Origin of the sequence: Coprococcus sp. AF99-45, from assembly GCF_027663865.1 — a bacterium.
Lineage (GTDB): Bacteria > Bacillota > Clostridia > Lachnospirales > Lachnospiraceae > Allocoprococcus > Allocoprococcus comes.
Map to the genome: position 1 here is coordinate 26,390 of NZ_JAQDGZ010000020.1, position 17,245 is coordinate 43,634.

16 protein-coding genes, 1 tRNA gene, 2 pseudogenes, 1 riboswitch and 1 other annotated feature are annotated in these 17,245 nt (G+C 45.2%); of the genes and pseudogenes, 15 read left to right on the forward strand and 4 right to left on the reverse strand.

Annotation, left to right across the window (positions count from 1 at the left end; all coding sequences use genetic code 11):
• Positions 1-4: 4 nt before the first annotated feature.
• Both sdaAA and sdaAB read right to left on the reverse strand, forming a co-directional pair.
• Complete coding sequence (gene sdaAA / locus PGR14_RS12685) at positions 5-874, reverse strand: L-serine ammonia-lyase, iron-sulfur-dependent, subunit alpha (RefSeq protein WP_008374349.1); 870 nt, start codon at positions 872-874, stop codon at positions 5-7.
• A gap of 20 nt (positions 875-894) precedes the next feature.
• Positions 895-1,563: an L-serine ammonia-lyase, iron-sulfur-dependent subunit beta gene (gene sdaAB / locus PGR14_RS12690; protein ID WP_270223516.1), complete on the reverse strand. Its 669-nt coding sequence runs from the start codon at positions 1,561-1,563 to the stop codon at positions 895-897.
• 143 nt (positions 1,564-1,706) lie between these two features.
• Between sdaAB and PGR14_RS12695 the strand changes: the two genes are divergently transcribed.
• The 9 genes and pseudogenes from PGR14_RS12695 to PGR14_RS12735 all read left to right on the forward strand — a co-directional run bounded on the left by PGR14_RS12695 (position 1,707) and on the right by PGR14_RS12735 (position 9,403).
• The gene (locus PGR14_RS12695) at positions 1,707-2,588 is read left to right on the forward strand and encodes a LysR family transcriptional regulator (protein ID WP_270223517.1); all 882 of its coding nucleotides are present in this window, start codon (positions 1,707-1,709) and stop codon (positions 2,586-2,588) included.
• A 101-nt stretch (positions 2,589-2,689) separates the two neighbouring features.
• Positions 2,690-2,947: a binding site (T-box leader), on the forward strand.
• A 217-nt stretch (positions 2,948-3,164) separates the two neighbouring features.
• Positions 3,165-3,410: pseudogene (locus tag PGR14_RS12700) on the forward strand (anthranilate synthase component I); the annotation flags it as partial.
• Positions 3,411-3,424: 14 nt separating this feature from the next.
• Positions 3,425-3,544 (forward strand): annotated as a pseudogene (locus PGR14_RS12705) (glutamine amidotransferase-related protein); the annotation flags it as partial.
• 84 nt (positions 3,545-3,628) lie between these two features.
• Positions 3,629-4,651, forward strand: a complete 1,023-nt coding sequence (gene trpD / locus PGR14_RS12710) for an anthranilate phosphoribosyltransferase (RefSeq protein WP_270223518.1) — start codon at positions 3,629-3,631, stop codon at positions 4,649-4,651.
• A 9-nt stretch (positions 4,652-4,660) separates the two neighbouring features.
• Positions 4,661-5,446 (forward strand): indole-3-glycerol phosphate synthase TrpC, encoded by a 786-nt coding sequence (trpC, locus tag PGR14_RS12715; protein WP_270223519.1) that lies wholly within the window; start codon positions 4,661-4,663, stop codon positions 5,444-5,446.
• Positions 5,447-6,070: a phosphoribosylanthranilate isomerase gene (locus PGR14_RS12720; RefSeq protein ID WP_270223520.1), complete on the forward strand. Its 624-nt coding sequence runs from the start codon at positions 5,447-5,449 to the stop codon at positions 6,068-6,070. It begins immediately after the preceding gene.
• Positions 6,063-7,247 (forward strand): tryptophan synthase subunit beta, encoded by a 1,185-nt coding sequence (gene trpB / locus PGR14_RS12725; RefSeq protein WP_117556877.1) that lies wholly within the window; start codon positions 6,063-6,065, stop codon positions 7,245-7,247. The genes PGR14_RS12720 and trpB overlap by 8 nt, the downstream gene beginning before the upstream one ends.
• On the forward strand, positions 7,240-8,022 hold the full coding sequence (gene trpA / locus PGR14_RS12730) for a tryptophan synthase subunit alpha (protein WP_117556879.1): 783 nt from the start codon (positions 7,240-7,242) through the stop codon (positions 8,020-8,022). Before trpB ends, trpA begins: the two co-directional genes overlap by 8 nt.
• A gap of 202 nt (positions 8,023-8,224) precedes the next feature.
• On the forward strand, positions 8,225-9,403 hold the full coding sequence (locus PGR14_RS12735) for an iron-containing alcohol dehydrogenase (RefSeq protein WP_022220883.1): 1,179 nt from the start codon (positions 8,225-8,227) through the stop codon (positions 9,401-9,403).
• Between the two features lie 99 nt (positions 9,404-9,502).
• Here the strand turns inward: PGR14_RS12735 and PGR14_RS12740 are convergent, their stop codons facing one another.
• Complete coding sequence (locus PGR14_RS12740) at positions 9,503-10,126, reverse strand: flavin reductase (RefSeq protein ID WP_270223521.1); 624 nt, start codon at positions 10,124-10,126, stop codon at positions 9,503-9,505.
• A 92-nt stretch (positions 10,127-10,218) separates the two neighbouring features.
• Positions 10,219-11,493, reverse strand: a complete 1,275-nt coding sequence (locus tag PGR14_RS12745; protein ID WP_270223522.1) for an MATE family efflux transporter — start codon at positions 11,491-11,493, stop codon at positions 10,219-10,221.
• Between the two features lie 178 nt (positions 11,494-11,671).
• Positions 11,672-11,786, forward strand: a riboswitch (FMN riboswitch).
• Positions 11,787-12,118: 332 nt separating this feature from the next.
• On the opposite strand from PGR14_RS12745, the gene ribD reads away from it, so the two are divergent.
• The 6 genes from ribD (at position 12,119) to PGR14_RS12775 (ending at position 17,080) form a co-directional block, all read left to right on the forward strand.
• Entirely contained in the window at positions 12,119-13,231 is a 1,113-nt protein-coding gene (ribD, locus tag PGR14_RS12750; RefSeq protein ID WP_270223523.1) for a bifunctional diaminohydroxyphosphoribosylaminopyrimidine deaminase/5-amino-6-(5-phosphoribosylamino)uracil reductase RibD, read from the forward strand.
• Positions 13,232-13,879: a riboflavin synthase gene (gene ribE / locus PGR14_RS12755; RefSeq protein ID WP_022220887.1), complete on the forward strand. Its 648-nt coding sequence runs from the start codon at positions 13,232-13,234 to the stop codon at positions 13,877-13,879.
• A gap of 86 nt (positions 13,880-13,965) precedes the next feature.
• Positions 13,966-15,186 (forward strand): bifunctional 3,4-dihydroxy-2-butanone-4-phosphate synthase/GTP cyclohydrolase II, encoded by a 1,221-nt coding sequence (locus PGR14_RS12760; protein ID WP_055156442.1) that lies wholly within the window; start codon positions 13,966-13,968, stop codon positions 15,184-15,186.
• A 59-nt stretch (positions 15,187-15,245) separates the two neighbouring features.
• The gene (gene ribH / locus PGR14_RS12765; RefSeq protein WP_270223525.1) at positions 15,246-15,719 is read left to right on the forward strand and encodes a 6,7-dimethyl-8-ribityllumazine synthase; all 474 of its coding nucleotides are present in this window, start codon (positions 15,246-15,248) and stop codon (positions 15,717-15,719) included.
• 167 nt (positions 15,720-15,886) lie between these two features.
• Positions 15,887-16,885: an L-glyceraldehyde 3-phosphate reductase gene (gene mgrA, locus PGR14_RS12770; RefSeq protein ID WP_270223526.1), complete on the forward strand. Its 999-nt coding sequence runs from the start codon at positions 15,887-15,889 to the stop codon at positions 16,883-16,885.
• Positions 16,886-17,009: 124 nt separating this feature from the next.
• A tRNA-Trp gene (locus tag PGR14_RS12775) sits at positions 17,010-17,080 on the forward strand.
• Positions 17,081-17,245: the final 165 nt, after the last annotated feature.

Here is a 17,245-nt window from a genome sequence, read left to right on the forward strand (position 1 = left end):
CAGCTTAATCACACATATGGCAGGCTGCGCATGCAGACGGTGTCGTTGCGCATCCGCCGAGAGCTGTCTCCCGAAGCTCTGCCGGAAGACGCTTTCCTACAGTGTACACCGCTTCCAGCATTTCATCGAATGGAATCAGCTGTCGTACTCCGGAAAGGGCGATCTCTGCAGCGATCGTTGCATTTGCCACACCGGCAGCATTACGGTTCTGGCAAGGATATTCGACCAGCCCGCCGACCGGATCGCAGACCAGACCGAGCATATTCATAAGAACAGTGGATGCTGCGGCAAGGGATTGTTCCGGGGATCCGCCCATCAGTTCGACGGTTGCAGATGCCGCCATTGCAGATGCGATTCCGACTTCTGCCTGACATCCACCGACTGCTCCGGCGACAGTTGCATTGCGCATAGCAAGATAACCGATCGCGCTGGCATTATAAAGTCCCTGCTTGATCTGTTCATCGGAAAGATCATAGGTTTCCTGGAGGGCAAGCAGAAGTCCCGGAACGATACCGGCAGATCCGGCAGTCGGGGAAGCTACGATCACACCCATGGAAGCATTGGTTTCCAGAGTTGCCATCGCGTAAATGACAGCTCTTTCCAGAAGATCTCCGCAAAGACCTTTTCCGGTATCTTTGTGATCTGAGATCTTTTTTGCTTCGCCACCGATCAGTCCACCCATGGATTTGACCGGGGTATGGATCGGAGTAGAAGCGGCTGATTTCATGATCTCAAGAACACGATCCATTTTGCGGTCTGTCTCTTCCGGATCCTGTTCTCCCTCTGTGAGCTCTCTCTGAAGCATCACAGCAGAAATTGAAAGACCTTGTTCCTGACAGACTTTTAATAATTCTTTTGCATTTCTAAAATCCATAATCTGTATTCTCCTTCCAATTACATCTGAACAACCATAACGTTGTATACATTTTTGTTTCTTCTGATTGTATCTGCGATATCTTCCGGTACCAGATCATCGGATTCTACGATGGTATAAGCGGTATTTCCTTTGGATTCGCGGAACAGACGCATGAATGCGATATTGATTCCAAGTTCACTGAGGCATTTGGTAATGTAAGCAACAACGCCCGGTGCATCTTTCTGGACGACGATGATCGAGCTGTATTCTCCGGTAAAATCAACCTCCACACCATTGATCCGGCACAGGCGGGCTTTTCCGCCACCGAGAGATTCTCCGCGGATCGTCATCTCCTGCCCTTCTTCATTTACCATTAGGATATCGACGGTATTCGGGTGTACGTCGGTTTCTACGTTGTTCGGAATGAAAGAATATTCGATTCCGTTGTCTGTCGCGATCTGGAAGGAATCGCGGATGCGCACGTCATCGGTGGCAAATCCCATAATACCGCCGAGAAGAGCACGGTCCGTACCATGACCGTGATAGGTTTTGGCAAAAGATCCATAAAGGGTAAATTCTACTTTTTTAAGAGAACCGGTGAGAAGCTTTCTTGCAAGCAGAGCGATTCTGGCAGCTCCCGCAGTATGGGAGCTTGATGGTCCGATCATATTCGGTCCCATGACATCAAAAACACTGATAAAGGACATAGTAAACCTCCTATAAAATAATTGTTTCACGTAAGTAAAAAGGATTGACGTCTTATTAGTTATATTGTACCATCAACTTATGAGTGAAACAAATTCATAGATTTTATGAAGACGTTGAAAATTTTTCATAATGGAGTCAGAAGATGGAATTACGTCAATTACAGACTTTTATACAGATCGCGCAGATGCAGAGCTTTTCCAGAACGGCAGAGATGCTGGGGTATTCGCAGTCGGCAGTGACGGTTCAGATCCGACAGCTGGAAAACGAACTTGGGAAAAGGCTGTTCGACAGGACAGGAAAGAAAGTGGTGCTTACCCCGCAGGGGGAAGAATTTCTGGAGCATGCCAACCGGATCCTTTATGATGTTCATCAGGCGAAAGCATCCATGAATGATACGGATGAATTGAAAAATCCACTTCACATTGGGACGATCGAGTCTCTGTGTACGGTGAAATTTCCAAAGATCATAAGGAAATTCAGGGAACAGTATCCCAGGGTTTCTATCCGGATCACGGTAGATTCTCCGGAAAAGCTGATCCAGATGATGGAACATAATGAACTGGATCTGATCTATATTCTGGATACACCAAGATGGGACAGCAACTGGATCAAGGTGATGGAGAAGGCAGAACCGGTTATGTTTGTGACATCAGTCAGTCACCGGCTGGCAAAAGAAAGAAATTTATTGCTTGATGATCTGCTGAAAGAGTCTTTTTATCTTACAGAGCGCAATGCCAATTACAGGCAGGCACTTGATGGTCAGCTGGCGTTAAGAAGAAAAGAGCTTTCTCCGATGCTGGAGATCAGTGATACTGCATTTATCAAAAAAATGCTGATGCGTGGGGGAGGCGTTTCATTCCTGCCACGTTTTGCAGTAGAAGATGATATTGAGAAAAAGAAACTCACACTTTTGGATGTGAAAGATATAGAAATTACGATGTATCGTCAGATTTTCTATCATAAAAATAAGTTCAAGACAAAAGAGATGGAGAAATTTGTAGAGTTTGCACTGGAGGACAACTAAAAGAAAATACGGAACAAGACAATTGCGGAATTTTGCAAAAATAAATAGAAAAATCAGTTGACAAATGGAAAATATCAGCATATACTACAGCTAATTAAAGCAATAAACCGATGAACAAGAGGAGTAAGTAAAGATATTTATTTCCAGAGAGCTGCCGGTGGTGGAAAGGCAGTAGTAAGAGTTTTTACCGAATGGACTTGTGAGGGCAGCTTGAAACTGCAGAGCAGGAGTAGACGCTGACGGGATGCTCGCCCGTTACCAAGGAGATGTGTATGTCAGTACGCAGTTGAGAGGTCGATCAAAATCGGCAATAAGGGTGGTACCGCAGAAGTAGAATTTCAAGAGCTTTTGTCCCTGTATAAGTGAAAATCTTATACAGAGACGAAAGCTCTTTTTCGTGCTACAAAGAGGGCGTGCACGTCCGAAAAAGAATGATTCTTTACAGGACGTATAAGCAGTATTCACACGACCGAGATGCAGCGTAGCGGAATCGAGGTGAATACGCACGCCCGGAGTAAATCATTCAAAAAAAGCTTACTCAACATAAAAACAACAACGAAAATTCAGGAGGAAAGAATCATGTACCCAGATTGTGATGAAATTTTAAAAATGGCACCGGATTATGACATCATTCCGGTTTGCCGTGAAATCTACGCAGACGTTATTACACCGATCACACTTCTACGGAAGCTCGCAGCAGTCAGTAAACGCTATTACCTGCTGGAGAGTGTAGAGGGTGGCGAAAAATGGGGACGATATTCTTTCCTTGGCTTTGATCCGGTGATGCGTGTGAAATGCAGCTGCGGAAAAGTCACTATCGAAAAGGATGGAGAAGAAAAGGAGAAGTGATGGCAGTCCAGCATAAAGAGTATCCGGTGTACGGATTACAGTTTCATCCGGAATCGATTCTGACACCGAAGGGAAGGAAGATTCTGGAGAATTTTCTGGGGCTGTAGAGAGGAAAGGTGTCAAAATACCTTTTGAAACCAACTCATAAAATAGCAGAGACAACAAGGCAGATAAGATGGAGGACAAAAATTATGATCAGAGAAGCAATTGCAAAGTTAACAAAAAAAGAAGATCTTACATACGAAGAGGCAAGAGGTGTCATGGAAGAAATGATGGATGGTACTGCTACGCAGGCGCAGATGGGCGGTCTTTTGATGGCACTTTCCATGCAGGGCGAGACCATTGATGAGATTACCGCATTTGCAGAAGTGATGCGTGAAAAGGGTGTGAAGATCAAACCGGAGAGAGAGGTCATTGATATCGTCGGAACGGGCGGAGACCAGGTGGGAACCTTCAACATTTCCACAACATCTGCATTTGTAGTGGCAGCAGGCGGCGTGCCGGTTGCAAAGCATGGAAACCGCAGCGTGTCCAGCCGGAGCGGAGCAGCTGATGTTCTTGAAAAGCTTGGCGTGGAAGTTGCACTTACTGCGGAGCAGAATGAAACAGTATTAAACGAGACTGGTATCTGCTTCATGTTTGCACCGGTTTACCACTCATCGATGAAATATGCGGCACCGGTCAGAAAAGAGCTGGGAGTGAGAACAGTATTCAATATTCTCGGACCTCTTTCCAATCCGGCAGCGGCAACCATGCAGCTTCTCGGTGTATATGATAAAGAGCTTGCAGGAACGATGGCAGAGGTACTTTCCAATCTGGGTGTGACCAGGGGCGTTGCCGTTTGTGGCGAGGACGGACTGGATGAAATTACACTCACCGGAGAAACAGATGTACACGAAATCCGTTTTGGAGAAATTACTTCTTATACGATCACACCGGAACAGTTCGGGCTGTCCAGATGCCCGCTTGCCGATCTGATCGGAGGAACACCGGAAGAAAATGCACAGATCACGATGGATATTTTGACTGGAAAAGAGACCGGGGCAAAGAGAGATGTGGTTTTGATGAATGCAGGTATGGCACTTTACCTTGGAATTGATGGAATCACGCTTGCCGAAGGCGTGGAAAAAGCAAAAGAACTGATCGAGAGCGGAGCAGCACTTAAGAAGTACGAAGAGTTCCGTGAGGCAACAAAAGCAGTCACAGCAAAATAGGAGAGGGCAATGATTTTAGAAAAGATTGCAGCAGATACGAAGCTGCGTGTGGAAAAAGCAAAAAGAAAGGTTCCATATTCGGAAATCTGCAGAAGGGCAATGGCGATGGATGCCAATACCGGCTTCCCATTTGAAAAGGCACTTGCAGAGCCGGGGATCCATTATATCTGTGAGGTGAAAAAAGCGTCCCCGTCAAAGGGTGTGATCGCGCAGGATTTCCCGTATCTGGAGATTGCAAGGGAGTATGAAAAAGCAGGGGCAGCTGCGATTTCCTGTCTGACAGAGCCAAAATATTTTCAGGGGAAGGACACTTGCCTGAAAGAGATTACGGAAAATGTATCGATCCCGGTGCTCAGGAAGGATTTTACCATTGATGAGTATATGATCTATGAGGCAAAGACACTGGGGGCTTCGGTGGTGCTTCTGATCTGTGCACTTCTGGATACCGAGACACTGAAAAGATACATAAAAGTTGCGGACCGGCTTGGTCTTTCCGCACTGGTGGAAGTCCATGATGAAGAAGAAATGCAGTCAGCGATTGAAGCAGGAGCAAGGGTAATCGGTGTAAATAACCGGAATCTGAAGGATTTTACCGTGGATATCGGTAACAGCATCCGGCTTCGCACTCTGGCACCGGAAAATGTACTTTTTGTAGCAGAAAGTGGGATAAAGACAGCGGAAGATATTGAAAAACTGCGCGAGGCGAAAGTGAACGGGGTACTGATCGGTGAGACACTGATGAGAAGTCCGGATAAGAAAGCGGCGCTTGAAAAACTGAATGGTGGAAGCTTATAAATGGGAAAAACAAAAATTAAAATATGTGGTCTGAAAAGACCGGAGGACATCTGGATCGTGAATCGCCTGAAGCCGGATTTTGTCGGGTTTGTATTTGCGGAAAGCAAGAGAAAAATTGACAATAAACAGGCGGAAAAACTACGTGAAGCACTGGATCCGGATATTCCGGCAGTTGGAGTTTTTGTAAATGAACCGATCCAAAATGTCACAGAACTTTGCCGGGAAGGGATCATTCAGTTGGTGCAGCTTCACGGGAATGAGGATGACTGTTATATAGAAGAGATCAGGAAGAACCTGCCGGATACTCCGCTTATCAAGGCGGTGAGGGTGCAGTCAAAAGAGCAGATTCTGGAGGCAGAAAAGCTGGATGTGGATTATCTGCTTCTGGATACTTATGTAAAAGGGCAATATGGTGGCAGCGGAACCGGTTTTGACAAGGCACTGATCCCAAAGCTTACAAAGCCATATTTTCTTGCAGGTGGTCTGGATGCAGAAAATGTAAACGAAAATATTTCCAGATGCAATTCGTTTGCGGTGGATGTGAGCAGCGCAGTCGAAACGGATGGCGTAAAGGATGAAACAAAAATAGAGGAATTCATAGAAAGGGTACGAAATCATGAGTAAAGGAAGATATGGAGAATACGGCGGACAGTATGTGCCGGAGACGCTGATGAATGCAGTGCATGAGGTAGAAGAAGCATATGAGAAATATAAAAATGATCCGGAATTTAACCGGGAACTGGATGATCTGTTAAAGAACTATGCAGGGCGCCCGTCACTTTTATATGAGGCAAAGAAGATGACCAGAGATCTTGGCGGAGCAAAGATTTATCTGAAACGTGAAGATCTGAATCATACCGGTGCACATAAGATCAACAACGTTCTAGGTCAGGTGCTTCTTGCAAAGAAAATGGGGAAAACCCGTGTCATTGCAGAGACCGGAGCCGGACAGCACGGCGTGGCAACAGCGACAGCAGCAGCACTGATGGATATGGAATGTGAAATCTTTATGGGAAAAGAGGATACGGATCGTCAGGCACTGAATGTCTATCGTATGGAACTTCTTGGAGCGAAGGTGCATGCTGTTACAAGCGGAACCATGACGCTCAAGGATGCGGTCAACGAAACTATGAGGGAATGGGCAAACCGCATGGATGATACCCTTTATGTATTAGGTTCTGTTATGGGGCCACATCCATTTCCAATGATCGTCCGCGATTTCCAGAAGGTCATCGGAGAAGAGATCAAAGCGCAGATGTTGGAAAAAGAAGGTCGTCTTCCGGATGCTGTGATCGCCTGTGTCGGAGGCGGAAGTAATGCAATGGGAACTTTCTACGAATTCATTCCGGACAAGGAAGTACAGTTGATCGGATGTGAGGCAGCAGGACTTGGTGTGGATACTGAGAAAAATGCGGCAACGATCGCAAATGGTACAACTGGTATTTTCCATGGTATGAAATCTTTGTTCTGCCAGAACAAAGACGGACAGATCGCACCGGTTTATTCGATTTCCGCAGGACTGGATTATCCGGGAATCGGACCAGAGCATGCGATGCTTGCAGACGAAGGAAGAGCACAGTATGTACCGATCACCGATGAAGAAGCGGTTAATGCATTTGAATATCTGTCCAGAACCGAGGGAATCATCCCGGCAGTAGAAAGTGCACATGCGATTGCTTATGCGATGAAGCTGGCACCGACGATGGACAAGGACAAGATCATCGTTGTGACCGTATCCGGACGTGGAGACAAAGACGTAGCGGCAATTGCAAGATACAGAGGAGTGGAAATCTATGAATAAGATAAGCGAAGCATTTGAAAATAAAAAAGCATTTATCCCATTTATCACAGGAGGGGATCCGTCCTTGGATGTGACGAAAAAACTGATCCTTGCAATGCAGGAGGCAGGAGCAGACCTGATCGAGGTCGGAATCCCGTTTTCTGATCCGATCGCAGAAGGACCGGTGATTCAGGAGGCTGATGAACGTGCACTTTTAGCGGGCTGTACATTAGACAAATTATTTGATGCGATAAAGGAAGTAAAGGATGAGATTCATATTCCGATGGTATTTATGACTTATGTCAATCCAATTTTTACTTACGGAAAAGAGAAGTTTATGCAGCGATGTGTGGAATGCGGCATGGCAGGCGTGATCGTACCGGATGTTCCGTTCGAGGAAAAGGGAGAGCTTTCAGGAGTATGTAAGGAATATGGGATCGAACTGGTATCTCTGATCGCGCCGACCTCCCATGAAAGAATCAAAATGATTGCAAAAGAAGCGGAGGGATTTCTCTATTGCGTGTCTTCCCTTGGTGTTACCGGAGTCAGAAAGCAGATTACAACCAATATCGGTGAGATGATCGAGAAGGTAAGAGAAGTGACAGAGATTCCTTGCGCGGTAGGTTTTGGAATTGCCGAGCCGGAGCAGGCAAAGGAGATGGCATCCCTTTCCGATGGTGCGATCGTGGGATCGGCAATCGTGAAGATCGTCGCAAAGTATGGCGAGGATTGTGTGCCGTATGTGGCTGAGTATGTGAAGAAAATGAAAGCGGCTGTAGAAGAAGCCGGAAAATAAAGAGATATGGGAAATGGCTGTCCGGGTGGCAGCTATTTTGTGTGCATATAGAAAAATACTGATTTTGGCTTGGATGTATTACGAAAATTTATCTGAAGAGCAGGGAGAGCATAATATTTTCTACGTCATCTTGCGAAGTCTCAAAAAAGGATTTATACTAAAAATTAGCAGAAAATCATAAGAGGAAAGAAGGAAATAAAAGATGGAAAATTTCACATTTTATGCACCGACTTATTTTGCTTTTGGTAAGGATACAGAAAATGATACCGGAAAGTATGTAAAACGTTTTGGCGGCAGTCGTGTACTGCTCCATTATGGCGGAGGTTCTGTCATTCGTTCCGGACTTTTGGATCGTGTTAAGAAATCTCTGGACGGAGAAGGGGTTTCTTATGTAGAATTAGGCGGCGTAAAGCCAAATCCGAGAAGTGGTCTTGTATATGAAGGAATCGATCTGTGCCGGAAAGAAAAAGTAGATTTTGTACTGGCAGTCGGAGGCGGAAGTACAATTGATTCCGCAAAGGCAATTGCGGCAGGTGCAGTATACGATGGAGATTTCTGGGATTATTATGAAGGAAAGCTTGTCGAGGAAGCACTTCCGATCGGAACAGTTATTACGATTTCAGCTGCAGGAAGTGAAGGATCACCGGACTCTGTTATTACAAAAGAAGAAGGAATGTTCAAAAGAGGGGCAACCGGAGAAGCATTCCGTCCGAAATTCACGATCATGAACCCGGCACTTACACAGACACTTCCGGCATATCAGACAGCTTGCGGAATTACAGATATTATGGCACATCTGTATGAGCGTTATCTGACCAATACCGAAGAAGTAGAAGTGACAGACCGTATGATCGAAGGGCTTCTTCTGACGATGATCCATGAAGGACCGAGAGTCATTGCAGACCCGGATAATTATCAGGCAAGAGCAAACATTATGTGGGCAGGTATGATGGCACACAATAATTCCTGCGGAGTAGGACGTACACAGGACTGGACAAGCCATAACATCGAGCACGAATTATCTGCACTATATGACTGCGCGCACGGTGCAGGACTTGCGGTTGTTATGCCGGCTGTATTTACTTATACACTGGAACACAATGTGATGCGTTTTGCACAGGCTGCAGTCCGTGTCTGGGGCTGTCAGATGGATTTTGCAGATCCAAAGAGAACGGCACTGGAAGGAATTGAGGCACTTCGAAACTTTTTAATTTCGATTGGGATGCCAAAGAATTTTGCAGAGCTTGGAGCCAAAGAAGAAGATATTGAAAAGCTGGCACATACCTGCTGTTATGGAGATGTAAATACTGGTACAGTGGAAGGATTTGCAACTCTTGATCAGAAAGATGTGGAAAATATTTATAAACTGATGGTATTTTAGAAAAGGAATATCGGAAAACAGGAAATTTGGAAGAGGGAGTGCGTGACTTAAACTCAAGTCATACACTCCCTCTTTTTGAAACGTCTATTTTCCAACAGGCTATACATTTTCATAAATCGGTTCGAAATCATCTGCGCCGTGTCCACAGAGCGGGCAGGTGAATTCTTCCGGAAGATTGCTTCCTTCGTATACATAATTGCAGATCTTACAGCGCCATCCGATAATCTTCTTATCCTCTTTTTTCTGTTCTTGTTTTGGCTTTACATGTGCCTGATAATCTGCGTAAGTCAGAGGTGGATTGTTACTTAAAAGTTTCGCATCGGTTACTTCAGCAATAAAAAGGGTATGTGTTCCAAGATCCTGTCTGGAAACTACTTTTGCGCTGAGAACAGAACATGTCTGCCATCCGAGGTAAGGAACTGCATTTTCATCTGCAGGTGCAGTGATATTTGCGAATTTATCAACATCTCTGCCGGACTGGAAACCGAAATGCCGGATCGTTTCAAAAGAGCAGGTCTGGTCAAGCAGGCTTAACGTAAAAATGCCGCTCTCTTTGATCAGATCACAGGTATAGTTGCTATTCAGCACAGAGATTGCGATCCGTACCGGATTATTCGCAACCTGGATGCAGGTGTTGGTAATACATCCGTTTACTACATTCCCAGAGCGTGTTGCAAGCATAAATACTCCATAAGATAAATTGTAAAGTGCTTTTTTATCCATATGACATTCCTCCTGACTTTTAAAACTCGATAATAAGAATCATTACTATAATTAAAATATACATGATAAAAGAAAAATTGTCAATTACAAAATCAAGATTTCCGGAAAATCAGAATCACAAAAAATGTGATGATTTCTGATCCTAAGAAGGAAAGCCAGATTCCATTCAGCCCCAGAATCTGTGAGAACAGAATCGCACAGAAAGCAATTGCGATAATGCCGCGCATAACAGAACCAAGGACGGCAGGACGTGCCCGGTCGATTGCGGAAAAATAGGCAACCAGCACAATATTGATACCGGCGACTAAAAAGCCCAGGAAATAAAGCCTAAGACCAGTATGGGCGTAAGCAAGCAGCTGGAGATTATGTTCGCTGTTAAAGATACTGATAAGGGTATCCGTAAATCCGTAGATTAGTACAACGATCACAAGCTCGATCAGAAGTGCTGCAGCAAGAGACCAGTTGAGAAATTTACGGACTAGATCATGTTCACCCTTTCCGTAACTCTGGCTGATCAGCGGCTGTGCACCCTGGGCAAGTCCGTTTAGGATCGCCATTGCGACCAGTGAAATATTTGCAACTACGCCGTAGGCTGCGATCCCGATATTTCCCGCAATGCGCAGGATCAGCATGTTAAATATAATCGTAATGACAGCGGAAGAAATTTCAGCAAAAAATGCAGAAACACCAAGCTGGCAGCATCCGATGATCCGGCGAAGAGAGGGCTTGCGCCAGTGAAACTCTACATGGTTATTCTTTCCAAGATAATGTGTCGAACATACCAGCATCGTCACAACCGGTGAAAGAGCGGTTGCAAGTGCAGCTCCCAGAAATCCAAGATTCAAAGGGAACATGAAAATATAGTCAAATAAAATATTAAAGAAGCTTCCGGAAATGGAACCGATCATGGCGATAGAGGTCGCATGGTCATTCCTCGCAAATGCCGTGAAGGTATAGTTTGACATAAAAAACGGGGTAAAGAGCAGGACGATACGCATATAATTACGTCCAAGCCGGATGAGCCCGGCATCTGCCCCTAAAAGTGCAAGTGCTTTATGCGGAATGAAGATTCCGGTGAGCATAAAAGGAATGCTGCATATGAGACACCAGAAGATGGACTGGGTAAAATAGTAGTCTGAAGGTGAACCTTGGGCTGTGCTGATATTGTATCGTGTGGCGGAGCCGATTCCGATCATCGAACCGATTGCGAAGACCAGACCGAACACCGGCAGGATCAGATTCAGGGCAGCAAGTCCATCTGCACCGCATTTGTAAGAGATAAAAAAGGTATCTGCCAGAATGTAGACGGAGACACCGATCATTCCGGAAATACTCTGGGAAATGTATTTTAAAAATTTATGAAACATGTTTTTGAATTCCTCGTCTTTCTTAAAGCCAGATTAAATGAAATAACCATCTGTACCAGCCTGGTAATAAGCGGACTCTGATATCTCCATATAAGAATAGCATAAACATACGGGTTTGTCGAAAAAATAATCTTGCAATTACTGCGGTAACGTGCTATAGTAAGTTTTGTAAAACCAAATAATGCTTCAGGGCGGGGCGAAATTCCCCACCGGCGGTAAAGCCCGCGAGCCGTAAGGCATGAACTGGTGAGATTCCAGTGCCGACAGTAAAGTCTGGATGGAAGAAGTTGAATCGTTGCTGATAGAAAGATTCTCTGTCATATCTACAGGAATAAAGAAAGTAAAACGCTCTGGAACGTGAATCGTTTCAGAGCGTTTTTTCTATACCGGGAAATAAAGTTTTCAGGATAGAAGGTCTCCTGCAGATACGGCAGGATCTACAGAAATACAACCAATAAAAGAAAACCCTGACAGGAAAAAAGCTGTCAGGGTTTTCGTATTTCACAGAAACTTCCGGTTAAGTGGAAAAAACATTTTCACAGGAAAATTATCCGACAGATCTAAACCGTTCAGTAAAGTACATTTACCGGAGAACGTTTCCGGGAGAGATGAGAAAGGAGAAAAAATGACAGATGAATTTTACATGCGCCGTGCAATTGAACTGGCAAAAAAAGGACGTGGATGGACAAATCCAAACCCTATGGTTGGTGCCGTGATCGTAAAGAATGGAAGCATTATCGGGGAAGGGTATCACGAAAAATGTGGTGAGCTTCATGCAGAACGGAACGCAATCGCATCTCTGACAGAAAGCGCCGAGGGAGCAACACTTTATGTGACGCTGGAGCCGTGCTGCCATTATGGGAAGACACCACCATGTACGGAAGCGATTCTGGAACAGAAGATTGCACGGGTTGTGATCGGATCGAGAGATCCGAATCCGAAAGTGTCCGGCAAAGGAGCAAAGATTTTACGCGAGGCAGGCGTCCGGGTGGAAGAGGATTTCCTGCGCGAAGAATGTGATGCGTTAAATCCGGTCTTTTTCCACTATATTACAACAGGGCTGCCCTATGTGGTGATGAAATACGCAATGACGGCAGATGGAAAGATTGCGACAAAAACAGGAGCATCAAAATGGATATCCGGTGAGGAAGCAAGAAGTCTGGTACATGAGATGCGCCATGACTATATGGCGATCATGGCAGGAATCGGAACGGTTCTGGCAGATGATCCGATGCTGAATGTGCGTCTGGATGGAAAGAAAAGTCCGGTCAGAATTATCTGTGACAGTATGCTCAGGATTCCACTGGACAGTCAGATCTGCCAGACAGCAGGGAGATACCGGACGATCGTTGCATATGCCGGTGAAAAGGGAAATGCGATTTGTTTAGAAGAGAAAAAACACAGTCTGGAAAAGCTTGGAGTCGTGCTTCTCAGCGTTCCTTCGGAAAAAGGGGAGATCAATCTGCAGCTTCTGATGAGAAAGCTTGGAGAGCTGGGAATTGACAGTGTACTTATTGAAGGCGGTGGAACTTTAAATGAGGATGCCCTGCAATCCGGTATCGTAAATGAGGTGAAAGCTTTTATCGCACCGAAAATTTTTGGCGGAAGAGGCGGAAAGACTCCGGTGGAAGGCTTTGGAGTTGAGAAAGTAGACGATGCCATCAAGCTACAGCTTATGAGAATCTCGCAGGTTGGAGAAGATATTCTGGCAGAGTATAAGGTTTTGGAGGAAATGTAAATGTTTACAGGAATTGTAGAAGAAACCGGATCTATCCGGTCACTCCGACTTTCTGGATCATCCGGGAAGATTGCGATCCGGGCAAAAAAAGTACTCGGTGGAACCAGGATCGGAGACAGTATTGCGGTAAATGGTGTCTGCCTGACGGTGGTTTCTCTGGAAAAGGATGGATTTACCGCAGATGTGATGGCGGAAACAGTGAGAAGAACCAACCTTGGTGATACGAAGATTGGTGAGAAAGTGAATCTGGAACGCGCGATGGCGGCAGATGGCAGATTCGGTGGACATATCGTTGCAGGGCATATTGACGGGACCGGAATGATTGAAGAACTCAGAAAGGAAGAAAATGCGGTATGGGTAAAAATCCGGACAACGCCGGAGATTCTGGAACTGATCGTAGAAAAAGGTTCAATCTGTATTGACGGGATCAGTCTGACAGTGGCAGAAGTAAGTGAAAAAAGCTTTCAGGTATCAGTCATTCCTCATACCGGAGAGGAAACCACACTGCTGAAGAAAAAAGCTGGGGACAGGGTGAATCTGGAAAATGATATTGTAGGGAAGTATATTAAAAAGTTTCTTACACCATCGGAACCGGCTGGAAAATGTGGTGGACTTACCATGGAATTATTAGAGGAGTATGGAATTTGATGCGAAGAAATTCCGGGACCGGAATGGAGAGCATACAGAAGAACAGGATAAAAATGAGTTATAGATCGGACAGGAGGAAGTAACAAATGGAGAAACAGTATCAATACAATAGCGTAGAAGAGGCACTTGAAGAATTGCGCCAGGGAAGGATCGTTCTGGTAACGGATGATCCGGACCGGGAAAATGAAGGAGATATGATCTGTGCGGCGGAATTTGCAACTCAGGAGAATATCAATTTTATGGCATGCCATGCGAAAGGGTTGATCTGCACACCGATGAGTGCAGCGCTGGCCGGACGGCTTGGGCTTTCACAGATGGTCTCCGAAAATACAGATAACCATTCGACTGCATTTACGGTATCCGTTGACCATGTGGATACGACAACGGGAATTTCAGCAGCAGAGCGCGGATATACTATGCGCAGCCTGACAGAAGAAGGAACGAAACCGCAGGACCTTCGAAGACCAGGGCATGTATTTCCGCTGGTGGCAAGGCATGGAGGTGTGTTGGTAAGAAATGGTCATACCGAGGCAACGGTTGATCTGATGCGTCTTGCCGGACTGAAAGAATGTGGAATCTGCTGTGAAATCATGGAAGAGGACGGAACGATGATGCGGACAGAGAATCTCTGGAAGCTGGCGAAGAAGTACGACCTGAAATTTATTACGATCAAAGATCTGCAGGATTACTGCAGGATCCATGAAAAACATGTCGTAAGGGAAGCATGTGCAAAGATGCCAACCCAGTATGGAGAATTTCAGATTTATGGGTATGTGAATGACATCACCGGTGAACATCATGTGGCATTGGTGAAAGGTGAGATTGGCGATGGGGAAGATGTTCTGTGCCGTGTACATTCCGAGTGCCTGACCGGCGATACTTTCGGATCTCTCCGCTGCGATTGTGGAAAGCAGCTGCAGTCGGCGATGCAGCAGATCGAGAGAGAAGGAAGAGGAGTTCTTCTGTATATGCGACAGGAGGGAAGGGGAATCGGTCTGATCAACAAGCTGAAAGCGTATGAACTTCAGGAACAGGGATACGATACCGTGGAAGCCAACATCCGTCTGGGATTTGCACCGGATCTTAGGGAATACTGGGTAGGGGCTCAGATTTTATCGGATCTGGGAGTAAAATCACTCCGGCTTCTTACAAATAATCCGGAGAAGGTATATGGACTTTCCGGTTTCGGGCTTGCAATCCATGAGAGAGTACCGATTGAAATAGCACCGCAGAAATTTGATGCATTTTATATGAAGACGAAGCAGGAAAAGATGGGACATATCTTTAAAGAAATCAAATTTCAGTAAAAAGAGAATAAACAGTATTTATCATAGAAGAAACACTTTAATTACAGGAGGAAAAAAACATGAGACAGATTAATGTATTAGAAGGAAAAGTAGTAGCACCAGAAGGAATGAAAGTAGGAATTGTTGCTTCAAGATTTAATGAGATTATTGTTAATAAACTACTTGGTGGTGCGGTAGACGGGCTGGTACGCCATGGCGTGGAGGATGAAAACATAACGGCAGCATGGGTACCGGGAGCATTTGAGATTCCGACAGCAGCTTCTAAAATGGCGGCATCCGGAAAGTATGATGCGGTGATCTGTGTGGGAGCAGTGATCCGTGGAGACACAACGCATTATGATTATGTCTGCAATGAGGTATCCAAAGGAATCGCACAGGTCGGACTTACAACCGGAGTGCCGGTATTATTTGGTGTGATCACGACTGAAAATATCGAGCAGGCAATTTCAAGAGCCGGAAGTAAAGGCGGAAATAAGGGATATGACTGTGCACTTTCTGCAATCGAAATGGTAAATCTTCTGAGACAGATGTAATTTCCGGCTGACGGTTACAAAAAGAATCCCGTTTTCCGGCAGAAAAAGGGCAGATGCCGGGATTTACTGGACATTTATGCAGGAAAAAGGTATCATATCTGATAAGAGAAATCTGTAAAAGAAATAGTAAAGTTTCAATTCAGAGATAATGAAGGAGAAAATGAATTATGTATACAGCATCATCTGAGAGATATGATACCATGGTATATAACCGTTGTGGGAAAAGCGGGCTTTTGCTGCCGGCAGTTTCTTTAGGACTTTGGCACAATTTTGGAACCAATGCGGATCCGGAGAATATGAAGGCAATGTTGAGGACAGCATTTGATCTGGGAATCACCCATTTCGATCTTGCGAATAACTATGGACCGGAATACGGAAGTGCTGAGACGAATTTTGGGAAGATTTTAAAAGAAGACTTTGTACCATACAGGGACGAGATGATCATCAGTACCAAGGCAGGCTATGATATGTGGCCGGGACCTTACGGGAACTGGGGAAGCAGGAAGTATCTGCTCGCAAGCCTTGACCAGAGTCTGAAGAGAATGGGGCTGGATTATGTAGATATCTTCTATCATCACAGAATGGATCCGAATACCCCACTGGAAGAGACCATGGGAGCACTCGATTCCATCGTAAAGAGTGGGAAGGCACTTTATGTCGGAATTTCTAACTATGATGGTCCGACAATGGTACGTGCAGCGGAGATTCTGGAAGATCTGAAATGTCCGTTTGTCATTAACCAGAACCGGTATTCCATTTTTGACCGGACGATTGAACAGAACGGCTTGAAAAAGACGGCGAACCAGATGGGAAAAGGAATCATTGCATTTAGTCCGCTGGCACAGGGGCTTCTGACAGATAAATATCTGCACGGAATACCGTCAGACAGCCGGATTGCGGTGGATGGAAGATTTCTACATGCCGATGCATTGACGAAAGAAAAGCTTGCGCAGATCGAGGCTCTGAACAAGATGGCAGGTGAGAGAGGACAGTCTCTTGCACAGATGGCACTGAGCTGGATCCTGAAAGATGAGGATGTGACCAGTGTGCTGATCGGAGCGTCCAGACCGGAGCAGATCATTCAGAATGTGGAGATTGTGCAGAATACGAAGTTCACCCGGGAAGAACTGAAAAAGATCGATCAGATCAGCAGGGGCAATCTGTAAGTGAAACCTGCGCGAAGAAATTATTTGCAAAGGACGTAAAGGAAATATTGAATAAATGATTGACAGGAAGCAGCCATTGTGTTAATATAGTCCATGGTTGCTTCAGCAATCAACAATTTCATATAGGGGATTGGTCAAATGGTATGACAGGAGTCTCCAAAACTCTTAGCGGCAGTTCGATTCTGTCATCCCCTGTAACTTGAAGGACTCAGTTTGAGTCCTTTTTTTATCTAATGGACCAAGTGCGGAATGGTGATAGCGCAAGTCCAAATCAACTCTTCATTTTCCAAAACAAAATAATCATCCCGCTAGATATATATATTCGACATAGTCACTATACATAGTGCATAAAAATAAAAG